The organism is Streptomyces sp. A18, from assembly GCF_059026065.1.
In genome coordinates, this window is record NZ_JBWLKL010000001.1 from 197,864 (window position 1) to 212,228 (window position 14,365).

At 70.8% G+C, this 14,365-nt stretch carries 11 protein-coding genes; 6 read left to right on the forward strand and 5 right to left on the reverse strand.

Annotated elements, in window-relative coordinates; translation table 11 throughout:
- Positions 1-146 precede the first annotated feature (146 nt).
- The 3 genes from AC5P1C_RS00940 to AC5P1C_RS00950 all read right to left on the reverse strand — a co-directional run bounded on the left by AC5P1C_RS00940 (position 147) and on the right by AC5P1C_RS00950 (position 4,635).
- On the reverse strand, positions 147-1,499 hold the full coding sequence (locus AC5P1C_RS00940; protein WP_493864014.1) for an AlkA N-terminal domain-containing protein: 1,353 nt from the start codon (positions 1,497-1,499) through the stop codon (positions 147-149).
- Positions 1,500-1,718: 219 nt separating this feature from the next.
- Positions 1,719-2,834 carry a ribosome small subunit-dependent GTPase A gene (gene rsgA, locus AC5P1C_RS00945; RefSeq protein ID WP_493863686.1) on the reverse strand — a complete coding sequence of 372 codons (1,116 nt, stop codon included), beginning with the start codon at positions 2,832-2,834 and terminating at the stop codon, positions 1,719-1,721.
- 217 nt (positions 2,835-3,051) lie between these two features.
- Positions 3,052-4,635, reverse strand: a complete 1,584-nt coding sequence (locus AC5P1C_RS00950) for a flavin-containing monooxygenase (protein WP_493863687.1) — start codon at positions 4,633-4,635, stop codon at positions 3,052-3,054.
- A 70-nt stretch (positions 4,636-4,705) separates the two neighbouring features.
- Between AC5P1C_RS00950 and AC5P1C_RS00955 the strand changes: the two genes are divergently transcribed.
- The 3 genes from AC5P1C_RS00955 (at position 4,706) to AC5P1C_RS00965 (ending at position 7,271) form a co-directional block, all read left to right on the forward strand.
- Positions 4,706-5,758: an AraC family transcriptional regulator gene (locus tag AC5P1C_RS00955; protein WP_493863688.1), complete on the forward strand. Its 1,053-nt coding sequence runs from the start codon at positions 4,706-4,708 to the stop codon at positions 5,756-5,758.
- An 88-nt stretch (positions 5,759-5,846) separates the two neighbouring features.
- Positions 5,847-7,049 carry a cytochrome P450 gene (locus tag AC5P1C_RS00960; RefSeq protein WP_493863689.1) on the forward strand — a complete coding sequence of 401 codons (1,203 nt, stop codon included), beginning with the start codon at positions 5,847-5,849 and terminating at the stop codon, positions 7,047-7,049.
- Positions 7,050-7,061: 12 nt separating this feature from the next.
- Positions 7,062-7,271: a ferredoxin gene (locus AC5P1C_RS00965; RefSeq protein ID WP_493863690.1), complete on the forward strand. Its 210-nt coding sequence runs from the start codon at positions 7,062-7,064 to the stop codon at positions 7,269-7,271.
- Between the two features lie 21 nt (positions 7,272-7,292).
- Here the strand turns inward: AC5P1C_RS00965 and AC5P1C_RS00970 are convergent, their stop codons facing one another.
- A complete protein-coding gene (locus AC5P1C_RS00970) occupies positions 7,293-9,836 on the reverse strand; it encodes a polysaccharide lyase family 8 super-sandwich domain-containing protein (RefSeq protein WP_493863691.1) in 2,544 nt (847 codons plus the stop codon).
- A 139-nt stretch (positions 9,837-9,975) separates the two neighbouring features.
- Here AC5P1C_RS00970 and AC5P1C_RS00975 point away from each other — a divergent pair, with 139 nt between their 5' ends.
- Genes AC5P1C_RS00975 through AC5P1C_RS00985 form a run of 3 tightly spaced genes read left to right on the forward strand, consistent with a single transcriptional unit; the run spans position 9,976 to position 13,493 of the window.
- Positions 9,976-10,575, forward strand: a complete 600-nt coding sequence (locus AC5P1C_RS00975) for a chemotaxis protein CheB (RefSeq protein WP_493863692.1) — start codon at positions 9,976-9,978, stop codon at positions 10,573-10,575.
- A complete protein-coding gene (locus tag AC5P1C_RS00980; protein ID WP_493863693.1) occupies positions 10,575-12,602 on the forward strand; it encodes a CheR family methyltransferase in 2,028 nt (675 codons plus the stop codon). Before AC5P1C_RS00975 ends, AC5P1C_RS00980 begins: the two co-directional genes overlap by 1 nt.
- Before the next feature lie 24 nt (positions 12,603-12,626).
- Positions 12,627-13,493: an ANTAR domain-containing protein gene (locus AC5P1C_RS00985; RefSeq protein ID WP_493863694.1), complete on the forward strand. Its 867-nt coding sequence runs from the start codon at positions 12,627-12,629 to the stop codon at positions 13,491-13,493.
- Between the two features lie 25 nt (positions 13,494-13,518).
- On the opposite strand, the gene AC5P1C_RS00990 is transcribed toward AC5P1C_RS00985, so the two are convergent.
- Positions 13,519-14,202: a pyridoxamine 5'-phosphate oxidase family protein gene (locus AC5P1C_RS00990; protein ID WP_493864015.1), complete on the reverse strand. Its 684-nt coding sequence runs from the start codon at positions 14,200-14,202 to the stop codon at positions 13,519-13,521.
- Positions 14,203-14,365 lie beyond the last annotated feature (163 nt).

Genomic DNA, 14,365 nt, shown 5'->3' on the forward strand with positions numbered 1-14,365 from the left:
TTCGTCCTCAAACGCCGGACGGGCTGGAATACAGCCCGGCCGGCGTTTGAGGCCATCTTGTCGGGGTCCGGGGCGGAGCCCCAGATAGGTCCGGGGCGCAGGCACGGTTTTCGGGAAGCGGTGGGGTGGGGTGGGGGACAAAATCCCTACCCCGCCGCCAACAAATGCCGCACGCCATAGGACCGCCACGGCCGCCACCCCTCAGGCACCGACACCGCGGGCAACCTCACATCCGGATCCCCCAGCGCCCTCATCCGGATAACCGCCACGGCCCCCGCATCCACCCCACCCAAGGCCGCAAGGCCAGCCCCCGCATCCTCCCGATCCGCCCCCGCGTCAAGCCGAACCCGCCCATCCGCAAGGGCAGTAGCCAACTCCCCCAGCGGCCCCGGCTCGTCGGCCAGCGCGCCCGGCTCCGGGAAGACACGCGTCAGCGACCCGCACGCCGCGTCCAGCGCCTTCCCGTACCGCTCCACAAGACCCGCAGCCGCGCTCGTCCCCACCAGCGCCCGTACCGCGAACTCCTCGGGATCCGCCGCACCCGGCGACCGGAGGCCGGGACGCGCCGCGACCAGTGGAGCCAGCCGCGCGTCAGCGCCGAGCCGCTCGTCCACCGCGTACGGATCCGCGTCGAGGTCGAAGAGGCGCCGCAACCGCTGCACGGCGGTCGTGAGGTCGCGGAGGTCGGTCAGGTGGAGCCTGGCGTCCAGCCAGCCGCCGACCCCGTGGTCGCTCTCCTCCACGGCCACGATCCCCGTGCCGTACGGCAGCCGCAACGTACGCCGGTACGTCCGGCCACCCCGCTCCCCGGTGACCTCCTCGATCCCGGCGACGGCCTCATCGGAGAGCAGGTCGAAGACGGCGCCCGCCTGGTACGCCCCTCGGTAGGCGAGCCGCAGCGGAACCCCGGCCGCCGGGGTCGCCTGCCCCGCGCCCCCGCCCCGCGGCGCCGCGGCCCGCAGCGCGGTGGGCGTCAGGGCGTACACCGCCCGGATCGTGTCGTTGAACTGCCGCACGCTGGCGAACCCCGCGGCGAACGCGATCTCCGTGATCGGCAGGCCCGTGGTCTGGAGCAACACCCTTGCGGTGTGCGCCCGTTGGGCACGCGCGAGGGCGACAGGGCCCGCCCCCAGCTCGGCGGTGAGCTGACGCTGCACCTGCCGTGCGCTGTAGCCGAGCCGCACGGCGAGACCGGAGACGCCCTCGCGGTCGACGACGCCGTCACCGATCATGCGCATGGCCCGGCCCACGACATCCGCGCGTACGTTCCACTCCGCGGACCCCGGCACGGCGTCCGGGCGGCAGCGGCGGCAGGCGCGGAATCCGGAGCCCTGGGCTGCGGCCGCGGTGGCGTAGTACCGGACGTTCTTGCGCTTCGGGGTCACCGCGGGGCAGCTGGGCCGGCAGTAGATGCCGGTGGTCTCGACGGCGAAGAAGAACTCCCCGTCGAAGCGCGCGTCGCGGCTGAGGACCGCCTCGTACCTCGTCTCTTCATCGATCACGTCTCCCAGTGTGCGACGTCGAGCGCACTTCGGCTGGCGGAATTCGGACACCGCGTTGGAGGGGGGAGGGCAGCGCCACGCTCGCGGCGGCTGCCGCGCCCGGACCAGGTGACGGGTCACGAGCGCTGTTCACCGGCATGAGCCGCTCCGGCACAGGAGCGCGAGTGGGCAGCGGGGCCGGGCGCCCGAAGCGCCCGGCCCCGCCCCGCACCGCCCCTAGCGGAGGCGCCCCCGCTTGGCCTCCATGGCCGCCCTGCCCTCCGCGCCCCGCAGCTTCCACATGCGCCGCATGTCCGCCCTGACCTTCGCGTCCGTCTTGGCGACGATGCGCTGGTTCTCGCGGATCAGCTTGCGGTAGCTGTCGAGACGGCGGTCGGGCAGCGTGCCGTCCTCCACGGCGGCGAGCACCGCGCAGCCCGGCTCCGCGGTGTGGGCGCAGTCGTGGAAGCGGCAGTCGGCGGCAAGCTCCTCGATCTCGGAGAAGACCTGGCCGACCCCCGAACCGGCGTCGAAGAGGCCGACTCCTCGCAGCCCCGGCGTATCGATGAGGACACCACCCGCAGGGAGCACGAGGAGGTTGCGGGTCGTCGTGGTGTGGCGGCCCTTGCCGTCCACGTCACGGGCGGCGTTGACGTGCATGACGTCCTCGCCGACCAGGGCGTTGGCCAGCGTCGACTTGCCCGCTCCGGACTGGCCGAGCAGGACGGACGTACCGCCGGAGACGATGGCGCACAGGACGTCTACGCCTTCCCCGGTGGTGGCGCTGACCGGGAGCACCTGGACGCCGGGGGCGGACGTCTCCACGTCCTCGACCAGGTAGGACAGGCCCGTGGCGTCCGGGACCAGGTCGGCCTTGGTGAGGACCACCAGCGGCTGGGCACCGGACTCCCAGGCCAGGGCCAGGAACCGTTCGATCCTGCCGAGGTCGAGCTCGACGGCGAGCGAGATCGCGATGATCGCGTGGTCGACGTTGGCCGCGAGGATCTGCCCCTCGGACCGCTTGGAGGAGGTGGAGCGCACGAACGCGGTGCGGCGCGGCAACAGCGTCCGGACGTACCGCGGATCGCCGCCCTCGGGGTCGACGGCGGCCCAGTCCCCCGTGCACACGACCTTCATCGGGTCGCGGGGCACGACGAACTCGGTGTCGGCACGCACCGTGCCGACCGGCGTGACCACGTCGCACTGACCGCGGTCGACGCGCAGGACACGGCCGGGCAGCAGGCCCTGAGCCGCGTACGGGGTGAACTCGGCCTCCCGGTCCTCGTCCCAGCCGTAGGCCGCGAGAGGGTGCGAGGACGGAGAAGAAGGCTGCGGAGTCGCAGTGGAAGACAAGGGGTGACCCTTCACAAGGGTGGCCCGGCGCACGCGCACTCCGGCGCGCGAAAGAGAGGAAGGTCAGCCGGTGGCCACGGAGGTGGAATGAACGGACTTCTCGATGCGGGCAGCGCCCATCTCAACGACAGCCATCGGTCACACCTCCTGGATCACACTCGACCTGCACCGGCAGCGGATCAGCCGCCGGACGACAGAGGCAACCCTAGCTCCGGGGTCAGGCGGAGCGCCAACCCTTTTCGCGCCCCGCGGTGACCGGCGCCCCGGCCGCCGCTCGGGCCCGGCGTACCGCGGACACCGGGGTCGGCGCGAGCGTCTTGCGCAGGTTGGTGCGCATCGTCGACGCGGCGTCGAGCACGTAGTTCTGCCGGACCTTCCAGGGGCCGCGGTCGCCCTGCCGGGGGAAGGCGTCGATGGAGCGCTGGACGTAGCCCGACGCCAGGTCGAGCAGCGGGCGTTCGTTGAGCGTGGTCGTCGGCCTCGGCTCCACCGCCGCGTAGTCGTTCTCGCGCATGTGGTTGAGCACCTTGCACACGAGCCGGGACGTGAGGTCGGCGCGCAGCGTCCAGGACGCGTTGGTGTAGCCGATGCAGACGGCGAAGTTCGGTACGCCGGTCATCATCGCGCCGCGCCACACGAACTGCCGGTTCAGCCGCACCGGTTGACCGTCGACGCGCGGTGCGATGCCGCCGAAGGCGAGGAGTTGGAGTCCGGTGGCGGTCACGATCACGTCGGCCTCCAGGACGCGGCCCGACCTGAGGCGGATGCCCTCGGGGACGAAGCGGTCGATGTGATCGGTGACGATCTCGGCGTCGCCCTTCTTGAGGACCTGGAACAGGTCGGCGTCGGGCACCGCGCACAGCCGCTGGTCCCACGGGTCGTAGGTCGGCGTGAGGTGGTCGGCGACCAGCTGGTCGTCCTTGACGATGCGCTTGTTGAGGCCGGTGAGCAGCTTCCGCGCGGCCTTTGGGCTGCGGCGGCAGAACTGGTAGAGGCCGATGGCGAAGAGGATGTTCTTCGTCCGCACGAGCCGGTGCGCGGCGCCCGCGGGCAGTACGGCGCGGATGCCGTCGGCCAGCCTGTCCCGCGAGGGCAGCGAGCCGATCCAGGTCGGGGTGCGCTGCAACATGGTGACGTGCGCTGCGCTCCGCGCCATGGCGGGCACCAGGGTGACGGCGGTGGCTCCGCTGCCGATGACGACCACGCGCTTGCCCGCGTGGTCCAGGTCCTCGGGCCAGAACTGCGGGTGCACGACCGTGCCGGTGAAGGAGTCGGCGCCTTCGAACTCGGGGGCGTGGCCCTGGTCGTAGTCGTAGTAGCCCGTGCAGGAGTAGAGGAAGTCGCAGGTGACGGTGGTCAGGGTGCGGCTGCCGTCCTCGTCGGTGCGCTCCAGCGTCACGGTCCAGCGTGCCGTAGCGGTGGACCAGTCGGCCCCGACGACCTTGGTGCCGTAGCGGATCCGGCGGTCGATGCCGAACTCCGCGGCCGTCTCCTTGATGTAGCTCAGGATGGACCGGCCGTCGGCGAGGACCTTGGAGTCGCGCCAGGGCTTGAAGGCATAGCCCAGGGTGAACATGTCGGAGTCCGAGCGCACACCCGGGTACCGGAACAGGTCCCACGTCCCGCCCATGGACTGCCGGGCCTCGATGATCGCGTACGAGCGCTCGGGGCACTCGGTCTGCATCCGGTACGCGGCGCCGACGCCGGAGAGACCGGCGCCCACGATCACGACGTCGATGTGCTCGGGCAGGTCACCGACAGCGGCGGTGGCGGCGGTGCTCGTGTCTGCGGTGTGGGTCATGGTCCTCAGTGTCCGGAAGCACACCCGGCAGGAATTGACCGGGGACGACAGTTCTTTGACCCTGGACGACATGTCCGTGATCAGATCGGCGGGGTTGCGCGGTTTCCGCGCCACGGTGGCGGAGCTCGGCGGCGACGCCGAGGCCTATGCCCGGCAGGCTGGCTGCCCCACGGCCGCTCTCGACGGGGACGACCTCCTGGTGCCCGAGGAGGCGATGGCCACCGTACTGGAGCTCGCGGCCGAGGATCTCGGCTGTCCTGATCTCGGCCTGCGCATCGCGGCCCGGCAGGACCTCGGCATGCTCGGCGCCCTGGCGCTCGCCATCCAGAACTCCGACACCCTCGGGGACGCGATGGAGTGCACCACGCGCTATCTGTTCGTCCACGCGCGTTCGCTGAGCCTCAGCCTGGAGCCCGATCCGTACGGCACACCGGGGGTCGCCGCCCTGCGCTACGGCGTGCGCGAAGGGGTCGAGGCGCCACCTCAGGGCATCGACCTCTCCCTGGGGTTCATGCACCGGGCCATCGTCTACCTGGTCGGTCCGTACGGCCTCGGCTCGGTCGAGCTGCCGCATCCTCTGCTGGCCCCGCTGTCGGTGTACGAGGACTTCTTCGGCGTACCCGTGAAGGCGGACCGCCCCGCGGCTCTGCTGCGGGTCCCGCTCAGCCTGGCCGACCGGCCGCTCGGCGGCGGCAACGCGCATCTGCGGCGCCTCGCGCTCGCGTATCTGGACGAGCAACTGCCCAGGGAGCGGGCGGACGTCGTCAGCGGCGTCCGTGCCGTGGTCGGGCGGTCGCTCGGCACCTCTCCGCCCGAGATCGGGACCGTCGCGCGCCTCCTGAACGTCCACCCGCGGACCCTGCAGCGGCGGCTGCGCGCCGCGGGCACGACCTTCGCCGACGTCGTCGACGGGGAGCGCCGCGACGCCGCCCGCCGCTATCTCACGGAGACCGACGTGCCGCTGGGCCAGATCGCCCTGCTCCTCGGCCTCTCCGAGCAGTCGGCCCTGAATCGCTGTTGCCGTCGCTGGTGGGGCATGACCCCGCGAGCGGCACGGATGGACGCGGGCCGGTTGAGCGGAGGGTGCGATTCCGGCCAGAATCGTCCGCCGAAAGGGCCATGATCTGGCTTGTCTTGCCGTGGACCACGTAGATGCCCCAGGCATCCAATGGGACGCGTAAAGGGAGCCCCTCCGCTTGTGAGGTAAGTCCATGACGGAATCAGTCGCGTCCGAACAAGTAGCTTTCCCGCAGGACCGTAATTGTCCCTATCACCCGCCGGAGTCGTACGAACCGCTCCGCGAGGCCCGGCCGCTCTCCCGGGTCCGGTTGTTCGACGGGCGTTCCGTCTGGGCGGTCACCGGCCTCGGGACGGCCCGAGACCTGCTCATCGACCCGCGCCTCTCCGCCGATCGCGAGAACGAGGCGTTCCCCATGCCGACCGAGCGCATCGCGAAGGTGCGCAATCGCCGTGTCGCCCTGCTCGGCGTCGACGACCCCGAGCACAACACGCAGCGCCGCATGCTGATCCCCAGCTTCTCGGTCAAGCGGATCGCCGCGCTGCGCCCCCGGATCGAGGAGACGGTCGAGCGGCTCCTCGACACCGTGGAGGCGCAGGGGTCGCCGGCCGAGCTGGTCGGCGCGTTCGCGCTGCCGGTCCCGTCCATGGTGATCTGCGCGCTCCTGGGCGTGCCCTACGCCGACCACGAGTTCTTCGAGGAGCAGTCGCGCCGGCTGCTGCGCGGCCCGCGCGCCGAGGACATCGAGCGGGCACGGGACGAACTGGACGCCTACTTCTACACGTTGATCGACCGCAAGCAGCGGGAGCCGGGCGACGGCCTCCTCGACGAGCTGATCCACCGCCAGCTCTCCGAGGGCGCGCTCGACCGCGAGGAAGTGGTCAGCCTGGCGACGATCCTGCTCGTCGCGGGGCACGAGACCACGGCGAACATGATCTCCCTGGGGACGTTCACGCTCCTCCAGCACCCGGAGCGGCTCGCCGAACTGCGCGCCGAGCAGAGCCTGATGCCCGCGGCGGTCGAGGAGTTGCTGCGCTTCCTGTCCATCGCGGACGGAATCGTCCGGGTGGCGAAGGAGGACATCGAGGTCGCGGGAAGCACCATTCGCGCGGACGACGGCGTCATCTTCTCCACCTCCCTCATCAACCGCGACACCACGGCCTACGAGGCGCCGGAGGAACTGGACTTCCACCGTGCCGACCGCCACCACATCGCCTTCGGGTTCGGCATTCACCAGTGCCTCGGCCAGAACCTCGCCCGCGCCGAGATCGACATCGCCCTGCGGGCCCTCTTCCGGCGAATGCCGGAGCTCCGGCTCGCGGTGCCCGCGCGGGAGATCCCGTTCAAGCCGGGCGACACGATCCAGGGGATGCTCGAACTCCCCGTCGTCTGGTAGGAGATGGAGGACATGAAGGAGATGAGCGTGCGAGTCCATGTGGATCAGGAGCGGTGCGTGGGCGCGGGCATGTGCGCGCTCACCGCTCCGAGCGTCTTCACCCAGGACGACGACGGCTTCAGCGAGGTCCTCCCGGGGCGCGAGGACGGCGGCGGCGATCCGCTGGTGCGGGAGGCGGTGCGGGCCTGCCCGGTGCAGGCCGTCACCGTCGAGGGGCTCTAGGGCCGCGGCGTCACACGGCTGCTAGCCCCGCAGCTTCACCGTGAAGCTGCGTCCGTACGCGTGGTGGGTGTCGACGTCGATCCGGGTCCCGCCCTTGACCCGGCTCACGCGCACGCCTTCGTCGGCCGTCACCTTGCTCAGGCGACGGCCGCGGAGCAGCACGCTGATCCTGTCGCGGTCCATCGTCGGATCGGACACCGCCACGGTCGTCGGGCCAAGCCGCTCGCGGCGCACGAGCACCGACGCGGGGCCGTCGATCCGCATCCCGGCGGCCTCGTGGCGGCCCGCCGTGAAGCTGTTCGCGGCGGTCAGGCCGAGGCCCGCGTGGCTGACGGCCTGGAGCCGCACCGTGTTCGCGAGGACCTTCAGCGGCTGCCCGCCGCGGTACGACCTCAGCCCGGCCTCGCCCGCGTTCGGCACCAACGCGTAGGCCAGGGAGACGGGCCGGGCCCCGGCGGCCCGGTCCACCGTCACGCCGAGGACGTTGCGCGTCACCGGGGTGTCCGGGTTCGCGGTGCGGACGACGCGGCGGCTGCGGGTGACCTCGTCCAGGGCGACCCGTACCTCGGGGGTGTCCAGGAAGACGTAACCGACGGAGGTGCGCTGCGTGGCGTTGGCGTAGCGCAGCCACCGGAGGTCGCCCGTGCCCGCGCCCGTCCACGGGCGGCCGTCGCGGAGCTCCCCCGTGACGGAGACCCGGTCGCCCGGTGCCGCGGTCCGCGCGTCGACCGTCGTCGTCACGGCCCGCCCGGCGCCGTCGCCGACACCCGCGGCGAGCACCACGATCTCCTCGTCGAGCAGGAACCACGACTTCGTGGCGTTCGCGCCCCGGTAGACCGTGAAGTCGTCAGGCAGCAACTCCCGGTCGTCGAAGGCGACATCACTGGACTGCACCGCGCCCACCGCGCCGTACGCCCCGAGGACCGCGCCCCCGGAGTGCTGGTTGGTGCCGCGCGGGAAGTAGACGTACTTGTTCTGCGACTCGGACGACGAGGTGAAGTTCAGCGGGTGGCCGGGGTTGTCGTAGTACGGCTTCCCGTACAGCTCGGGGACCGTGCCGCGCCGCTCGACGGGAGCGGTGACCCCCGCGAGGCCGTACGGCGAGACCGTGGTGAAGTAGTCGACTCCGTACGCCTGGGTCTGGTCCTGCCCGGAGAGGTAGAGGTAGTGCGCGCCGTCGCCCTGGAACCACGGCATGAGGTTCTCGCCGTTCATGTACTCGTACTTGCTGATCCGGTCGGAGCTGCGTGCGAGCGCGAAGGCGTAGCCCGGTCTGCGGTGGACGTTCTTGTCCATGGCGTTGAAGGCGACGCTGCGCGACGCGGGGTTCAGGTCGGCGGGCGGGACCGAAGCGTCGCCGATGATGTCCGCGTACCGCACGATGCTGACCGGTGAGACGAAGCTCGTCGGGTTGAGGGCGGCCCGGGAGGTCGACCTGATGTGCTTGACATAGCTCTGCAGGGCGGTGGCGTCGGCGCCGGTGGAGAGGGACGAGAGGTCGACGACGGCCTCGACCACGACCGCGACGTCGACGTAGCCGCCGTCAGGACGTGACACCGCGCGCCCCTTGACGATCTCCATCATCCAGCCCTCGAAGATGAGCGGCGCGAATCCGTCGCGCACCCACCTCTGGACGGTCGGCACCAACTCGTCGCCGTGCGCGAAGCCCGTGCCGTCGAGGATCTTGAGGGTCTGCACGACCCGCGTGAGCAGACCCTTTCCGTACGAGCCCGTGTACGCGACGGAGGCGTGCTGGATGAACGAGCCGTCCGCGTAATAGCCGTCCGTCACCCCGTGGTTGAGGCGGTACGGGTCGATGGTGACGAAGACCGTCAGCTGGTCGGTGAGGGCCTTGCGGATGCGGGCCTCGCCGCCCGCGCCGATGAGCGCGCCCTGGAGGATCCGGTTGGTGGTGATGTCGGCGAGGTTGGCGCCGGTGTGGAAGCGCGAGTCGAGGTTCACGTCCCCGTCGGTGCCGTTGCGCAGGTAGGCGTCCATCGAGGCGACGTAGGTGGCGATCAGGTCGGGCGCGTAGCCGCGCACCTCGTCGACGAGGAGCGCGAGGGTCTTGCTGACGTGCTGGGAGATGCCGATCTCCCAGTGGAACCAGTTGCCGTAATAGCCCTTGGACTGGTCGCCGTAGTAGCGCTCGTGCAGCCAGCCGAGGCCGTCGATCACGCGGCGCTGCACCGCGGTGTTCCCGTAGAGGTCGGAGGGGGTGCCCGGGGCGCGGGTCGCGAGGGCGATCTCGTACAGGCGCTTGAAGGCCGTGTTGAGGTTGGCGTCGTCGGTGCCGAGCACCAGGCCGGCGAAGAGTTCGCCGTCGCCCGCGTCGTCCATGGACTTCAGGTTCGTCCGCGCGGTCTTCTCGACGGCGGCGAGCTTGGCGGCCGTCTCTGGGCGCGCGTTCGACGCGGTGGTGCCCGCGAAGATCCCCACCGTGTTGGCCAGCAGGCGCTCGCTGTCCGCCGCGGCTTCGGCGGCGCTCACGGGCAGCGCGGGGATCACCGCCAGGAGACCGGCGGCCGACAGGGCGGACAACAGGCGTCTGCGGGTGATCTCCATGGCGACCTCCGCCGGTGAGTTGGCGTTGCGGCGTTCTGGCGGGCGGAGTCAAGCAGATGCCCCGGGCCGGGACAAGGGTGGGTGCCGCGCCGCCCCACGCCACGGCACCGTTCGGAGCAGCAGCGACTACGCTCGCTGTGTGAGGTCGGAACTGCACACATCGGGGCCGTACGCCGTCGTGGCCGTCGCGTCGTCCGCCGGAGGCATTCAGGGCCTCGGCGCGCTCCTGGGCGGGCTCGGGCCCGATCTTCCGGTGCCGGTGCTCGTGGTCCAGCACCTCGATCCACGCCACCGGACGCTCCTCGCGCAGGTCCTGGCCCGGCGCACGGAACTCGGCGTGAAGCTGGCGGAGGACCAGGAGAGCGTCGAGGCGGGGACGGCGTATCTCGCGCCGCCCGACCGGCACCTCCTCGTGGGCCCGGAGGGCGTGATCACGCTGTCGAACAGCGAGCTCGTGCACTTCGTGCGCCCCTCGGCCGACCTGCTCTTCGAGTCGGTCGCCGGCGCGTACGGACCGCGGGCCATCGCCTGTGTCATCACCGGCACCGGCATGGACGGCGCGATGGGCGTGGAGGCCGTCAAGTCGCGCGGCGGCACCGTGATCGCCGAGGACCCGCACACCGCACGGTTCGCGGGGATGCCCACGGCCGCGGTCGAGACCGGTTCCGTGGACTTCGTGCTCCGCATCGACGAAATCGCCGCGGCCATCCGAGGACTGGTAGAGGACAAGAGGCAGTGATGAGCGAGTCGCCCGGCGCCGGGACAGAGCAGGGCTCCGCACAGGGTGTGCAGGGGCACCCGGGGCCGGCGAGCGAGACGGAGCAGGTGCAGGAAGCGGAACGAGTGAGTGCGGTGGAACAGGAGCATCAGACGGAGCGCGCGCAGGAGACGGTCAAGGCGCGAGACGCGGACTCCGACCGGGCTCCCGACCTCGGTCTGGAGGAGCTGCTCCTGTTCATCCGGGACGCGCGCGGATTCGACTTCACCGGATACAAGCGGTCCACGCTGGGACGCCGCATCCGTAAGCGGATGGGCGATGTCGGCATCCCCGACTATGGGGACTACCGCGATCTCCTGGAGACGGACACGGACGAGTTCCGCGCGCTGTTCAACACGATCCTGATCAACGTCACGTCGGTCTTCCGCGACCCGGACGCCTGGGGGCTCCTCAAGCACGACGTACTGCCCGCGATGATCGCGGAGGCCGGGCCCGACAGCGAGATCAGGGTGTGGAGCGCGGGCTGCTCCAGCGGCGAGGAGGCGTACTCGCTCGCCATCCTGTTCGCGGAGGAGATCGGCGTCGAGGAGTGCGTGCGCCGCGTCAAGATCTACGCCACTGACGTCGACGAGGAGGCGCTGCGCGACGCCCGCCTCGGCCAGTATCCGGCGAAGGCCTTGGCGTCGCTCTCCAAGGAACTGCGCGACAGGTATTTCGAGCGCCAGGGCGCACAGTACGTCTTCCGCACCGACCTGCGGCGACGGGTGATCTTCGGGCGGCACGACATCACACGGGACGCCCCGATCTCCCGCCTCGACCTGCTCGTCTGTCGCAACACCCTGATGTACTTCAACGTCGAGGCCCAGACCCAGATCCTGGACCGCTTTCACTTCGCCCTGCGGGAGGGCGGTCATCTCTTCCTCGGCAAGGCCGAGATGCTCCTGAACGACGGGGAGCGGTTCGAGGCGGTCAGCATCCGTCAGCGCATCTTCCGGCGCCGCCCCGGCGACAGCTCGCCGCCCTACCCGTCGATCCCGGTCAAGGTCCGGACCACCGGCGTGACGGAGGAGCAACAGGCCACCCGCCACCGCCAGTTGCTCGACCTGATCCTCGACTCGACGCCGGGCGCCAGCGTCGCCCTGGACAGCAACGGCATCATCATGCTGGTCAACAACGGGGCCCGCGCCCAGTTCGGCCTCACGTCCAACGACATGGGCCGCCCGTTCCAGGACCTGGAACTCTCCTACCGGCCCACCGAGCTCCGCTCCCTGATCGACCAGGCCACGCACGAGCGCCGGACGCTCCAGGTGCACGGGGCCGAGCGGCGTCTGGGCAACGATCTGCAGTACTTCGACATCACCATCCAGCCGATCATGGGCGGCCCCGGCGTGCCGGTGGCCACCAACGTCACGTTCATGGACGTCACTCAGTCCACCAAGCTCAGGGCAGAGATAAAGCGCGTCCGCGTGCACCTGGAGGCGGCCTACGAGGAACTCCAGTCGACGAACGATGAGCTGGAGACCACCAACGAGGAACTCCAGTCGAGCATCGAGGAGTTGGAGACCACCAACGAAGAGCTCCAGTCGACGAACGAGGAGCTGGAGACGACGAACGAAGAGCTCCAGTCCGGCAACGAAGAGCTCGAGACGATGAACGACGAGATGCGCTTGCGCACCACGGACCTGGACGAGGCCAGGGCCCTCCTGGAGGGCGTGGTGAGCAGCATCGCGGCAGGAGTGGTGGTCCTCTCCGCCGATCTGCGGGCCAGGAGCTGGAACCGCGGCGCCGTCGACCTCTGGGGTCTGCGCCCGGACGAGGTGCTCGGCCGGCCGTTCTTCGCCCTGGACTTCGGGCTGCCGACCGATCGGCTCCACGACGTCATCCAGCAGTGCGTCGCGTCGGGCAAGCGGTCCGGTCCCGTGTCCATCCCGGCGGTCAACCGCCTCGGACGCCACATCGAATGTTCGGTCATCTGCTCCCCGTTCGACGCCCACAACGGCGGCGTCGTCCTGCTCATGGAAGACCTCGCGAGCGAGGGCGGCAACTGAACCGGTACGCCGTATTCTGTCGGCATGAGCTCCATGCAGGGCGGCAGTCCCGGACTGTCGGGTGGTCAGGCCGAGGCCGCCTGGCAGAGAGCCCATCGAGCCGCTGAACGCGCCGAGCGTGAAACGGCGAACGCCGAACGGCACGACGAGCTGTTCGCGGAGACCGGGCGCGAGTTGCACGTGGGGATGGCGACTCGGCACCGTGCGGTCGCCAAGCGCCACCAGACCACGGCCGGCCTCCAGACGGCTTATGCCCGCCGACTGACGGAGGCGGCGGTCAGGGGTGGTGGTTTCCGCCCTCTTTTCATGGCAGGCGTAGCGGAGGCCTGCGGAACCTCAAGCGCAGCCCTCACCCTCGTCGGGACGGACCTGAGCCAACTCGCGGTCGCCGCTTCCGACCGGCCGTCGCGCGGCGCCCAGGATCTGGAGTACGTCCTGACCGCGGGCCCCGGCCGCGACGCGGTCCGCCTCCGCCGAGCGGTGTACGCGTCGGGCGCGGCGCTGGAGAGGCGCTGGCCCGGTTACGGTTCCGGCCTCGCCGCCCTCGGCCTGAAATCGGTCGCGGCACTTCCGTTGGGGATGCCTTCGGAATGCATAGGGGCGCTCACCGTCTTCGATTCCTCGTCGGTCGTCGCACGATCGGGGAAGTTCCGCGAGGTCGCCGCCGCGCTGGCGGACGGCGTACTGATCGGCCCGGACTCCGATCCCGGGCTCTACGGCGGCACGGATCTGCGTACCGTGGTCCATCAAGCGGCCGGTGTGCTGTCCGAGCAGGCGGGCGGTTCGATCGCCGACGCGCTGGCACTCATCAAGGCGCGGGCGTACGCCCTGGGCATGCCCCTGGAAGCGGTGGCCCGGCGCATCATCTCCGGGGAGCTGAACCTCCGGTAGCCCTCGCCTCACCCCCCGGCCCCGGTCAGCCGTGCCGCGTCCCGCCGCGCCCGGCGATGTGCGGCGGGGCCCCGATGCCGGGCGGGAGCAGCGGGTCGGCGACGGGTGTGCCCCAACTGGCCGTCAGGGGAAGGTTTCCGGCCCATACGCCGAGACCGGCGTCCGGCCCTTCGCCGTCGTCCGGTGGACCCACGCTCGTCTTGACCGACGCCTCCTCCAGGGAGAGTGCGAGCAGTGTCGTCGCGGCGAGCTCCTTGCGGCTGGGGCGCCGGGCGTAGTCCCACTGGCCGGGGGCCGCGTGCTCGGTGAGCAGGCGCAGGCCCGTCAGCTTCTCGTCCGGCTCTGTGACCTTGCGCGGGACGCCGTGGATCATCGCGCTGCGGTAGTTGACGCCGTGCTCGAAGACCGAGCGGGCGAGGATCAGGCCGTCCACGTGGGTGACGGTGACGCAGACCGCCGCGCCCGGGTCGGCGGCCAGGCTGCGGCTCGCGACCGAGCCGTGCAGATAGAGCTGGGTCGCGTCCCTGCCATAGACGGTGGGCACGACCATCGGATGGCCGTCGACGACGACGCCGAGGTGGCAGACGAACCCCGCGTCGAGGATCGCCTCGAGGTCGGCGCGGTCCAGACTGCCTTGCTCGCGAAGGCGGCGGTGGCGGGTGCGGTCGGTCTGCGGGAGCGTGCCGGGGAGGCCCGGGGGCGACGGCACGTGCTGGTCGGTCTGCTGCTCGCTGCTGGTCACGCCTCCGCAAGCTACCGATATCGCGCCCGGAACGCCATACCCCAACGAATTACATCCAGAACGTCGAGCATGTACGACGAAATCCGCAGCCCATGCCGTATTCGTCCAACTCCGTCGCGGAGAATCCAAC

What these genes read in the sequence shown, in the direction of transcription:
- AC5P1C_RS00950 (WP_493863687.1), bottom strand. Translation starts at nt 4,635, where the DNA reads ATGACCCACACCGCAGACACGAGCACCGCCGCCACCGCCGCTGTCGGT.
- AC5P1C_RS00955 (WP_493863688.1), top strand. Translation starts at nt 4,706, where the DNA reads ATGTCCGTGATCAGATCGGCGGGGTTGCGCGGTTTCCGCGCCACGGTG.
- AC5P1C_RS00960 (WP_493863689.1), top strand. Translation starts at nt 5,847, where the DNA reads ATGACGGAATCAGTCGCGTCCGAACAAGTAGCTTTCCCGCAGGACCGT.
- AC5P1C_RS00965 (WP_493863690.1), top strand. Translation starts at nt 7,062, where the DNA reads ATGAAGGAGATGAGCGTGCGAGTCCATGTGGATCAGGAGCGGTGCGTG.
- AC5P1C_RS00970 (WP_493863691.1), bottom strand. Translation starts at nt 9,836, where the DNA reads ATGGAGATCACCCGCAGACGCCTGTTGTCCGCCCTGTCGGCCGCCGGT.
- AC5P1C_RS00980 (WP_493863693.1), top strand. Translation starts at nt 10,575, where the DNA reads ATGAGCGAGTCGCCCGGCGCCGGGACAGAGCAGGGCTCCGCACAGGGT.
- AC5P1C_RS00985 (WP_493863694.1), top strand. Translation starts at nt 12,627, where the DNA reads ATGAGCTCCATGCAGGGCGGCAGTCCCGGACTGTCGGGTGGTCAGGCC.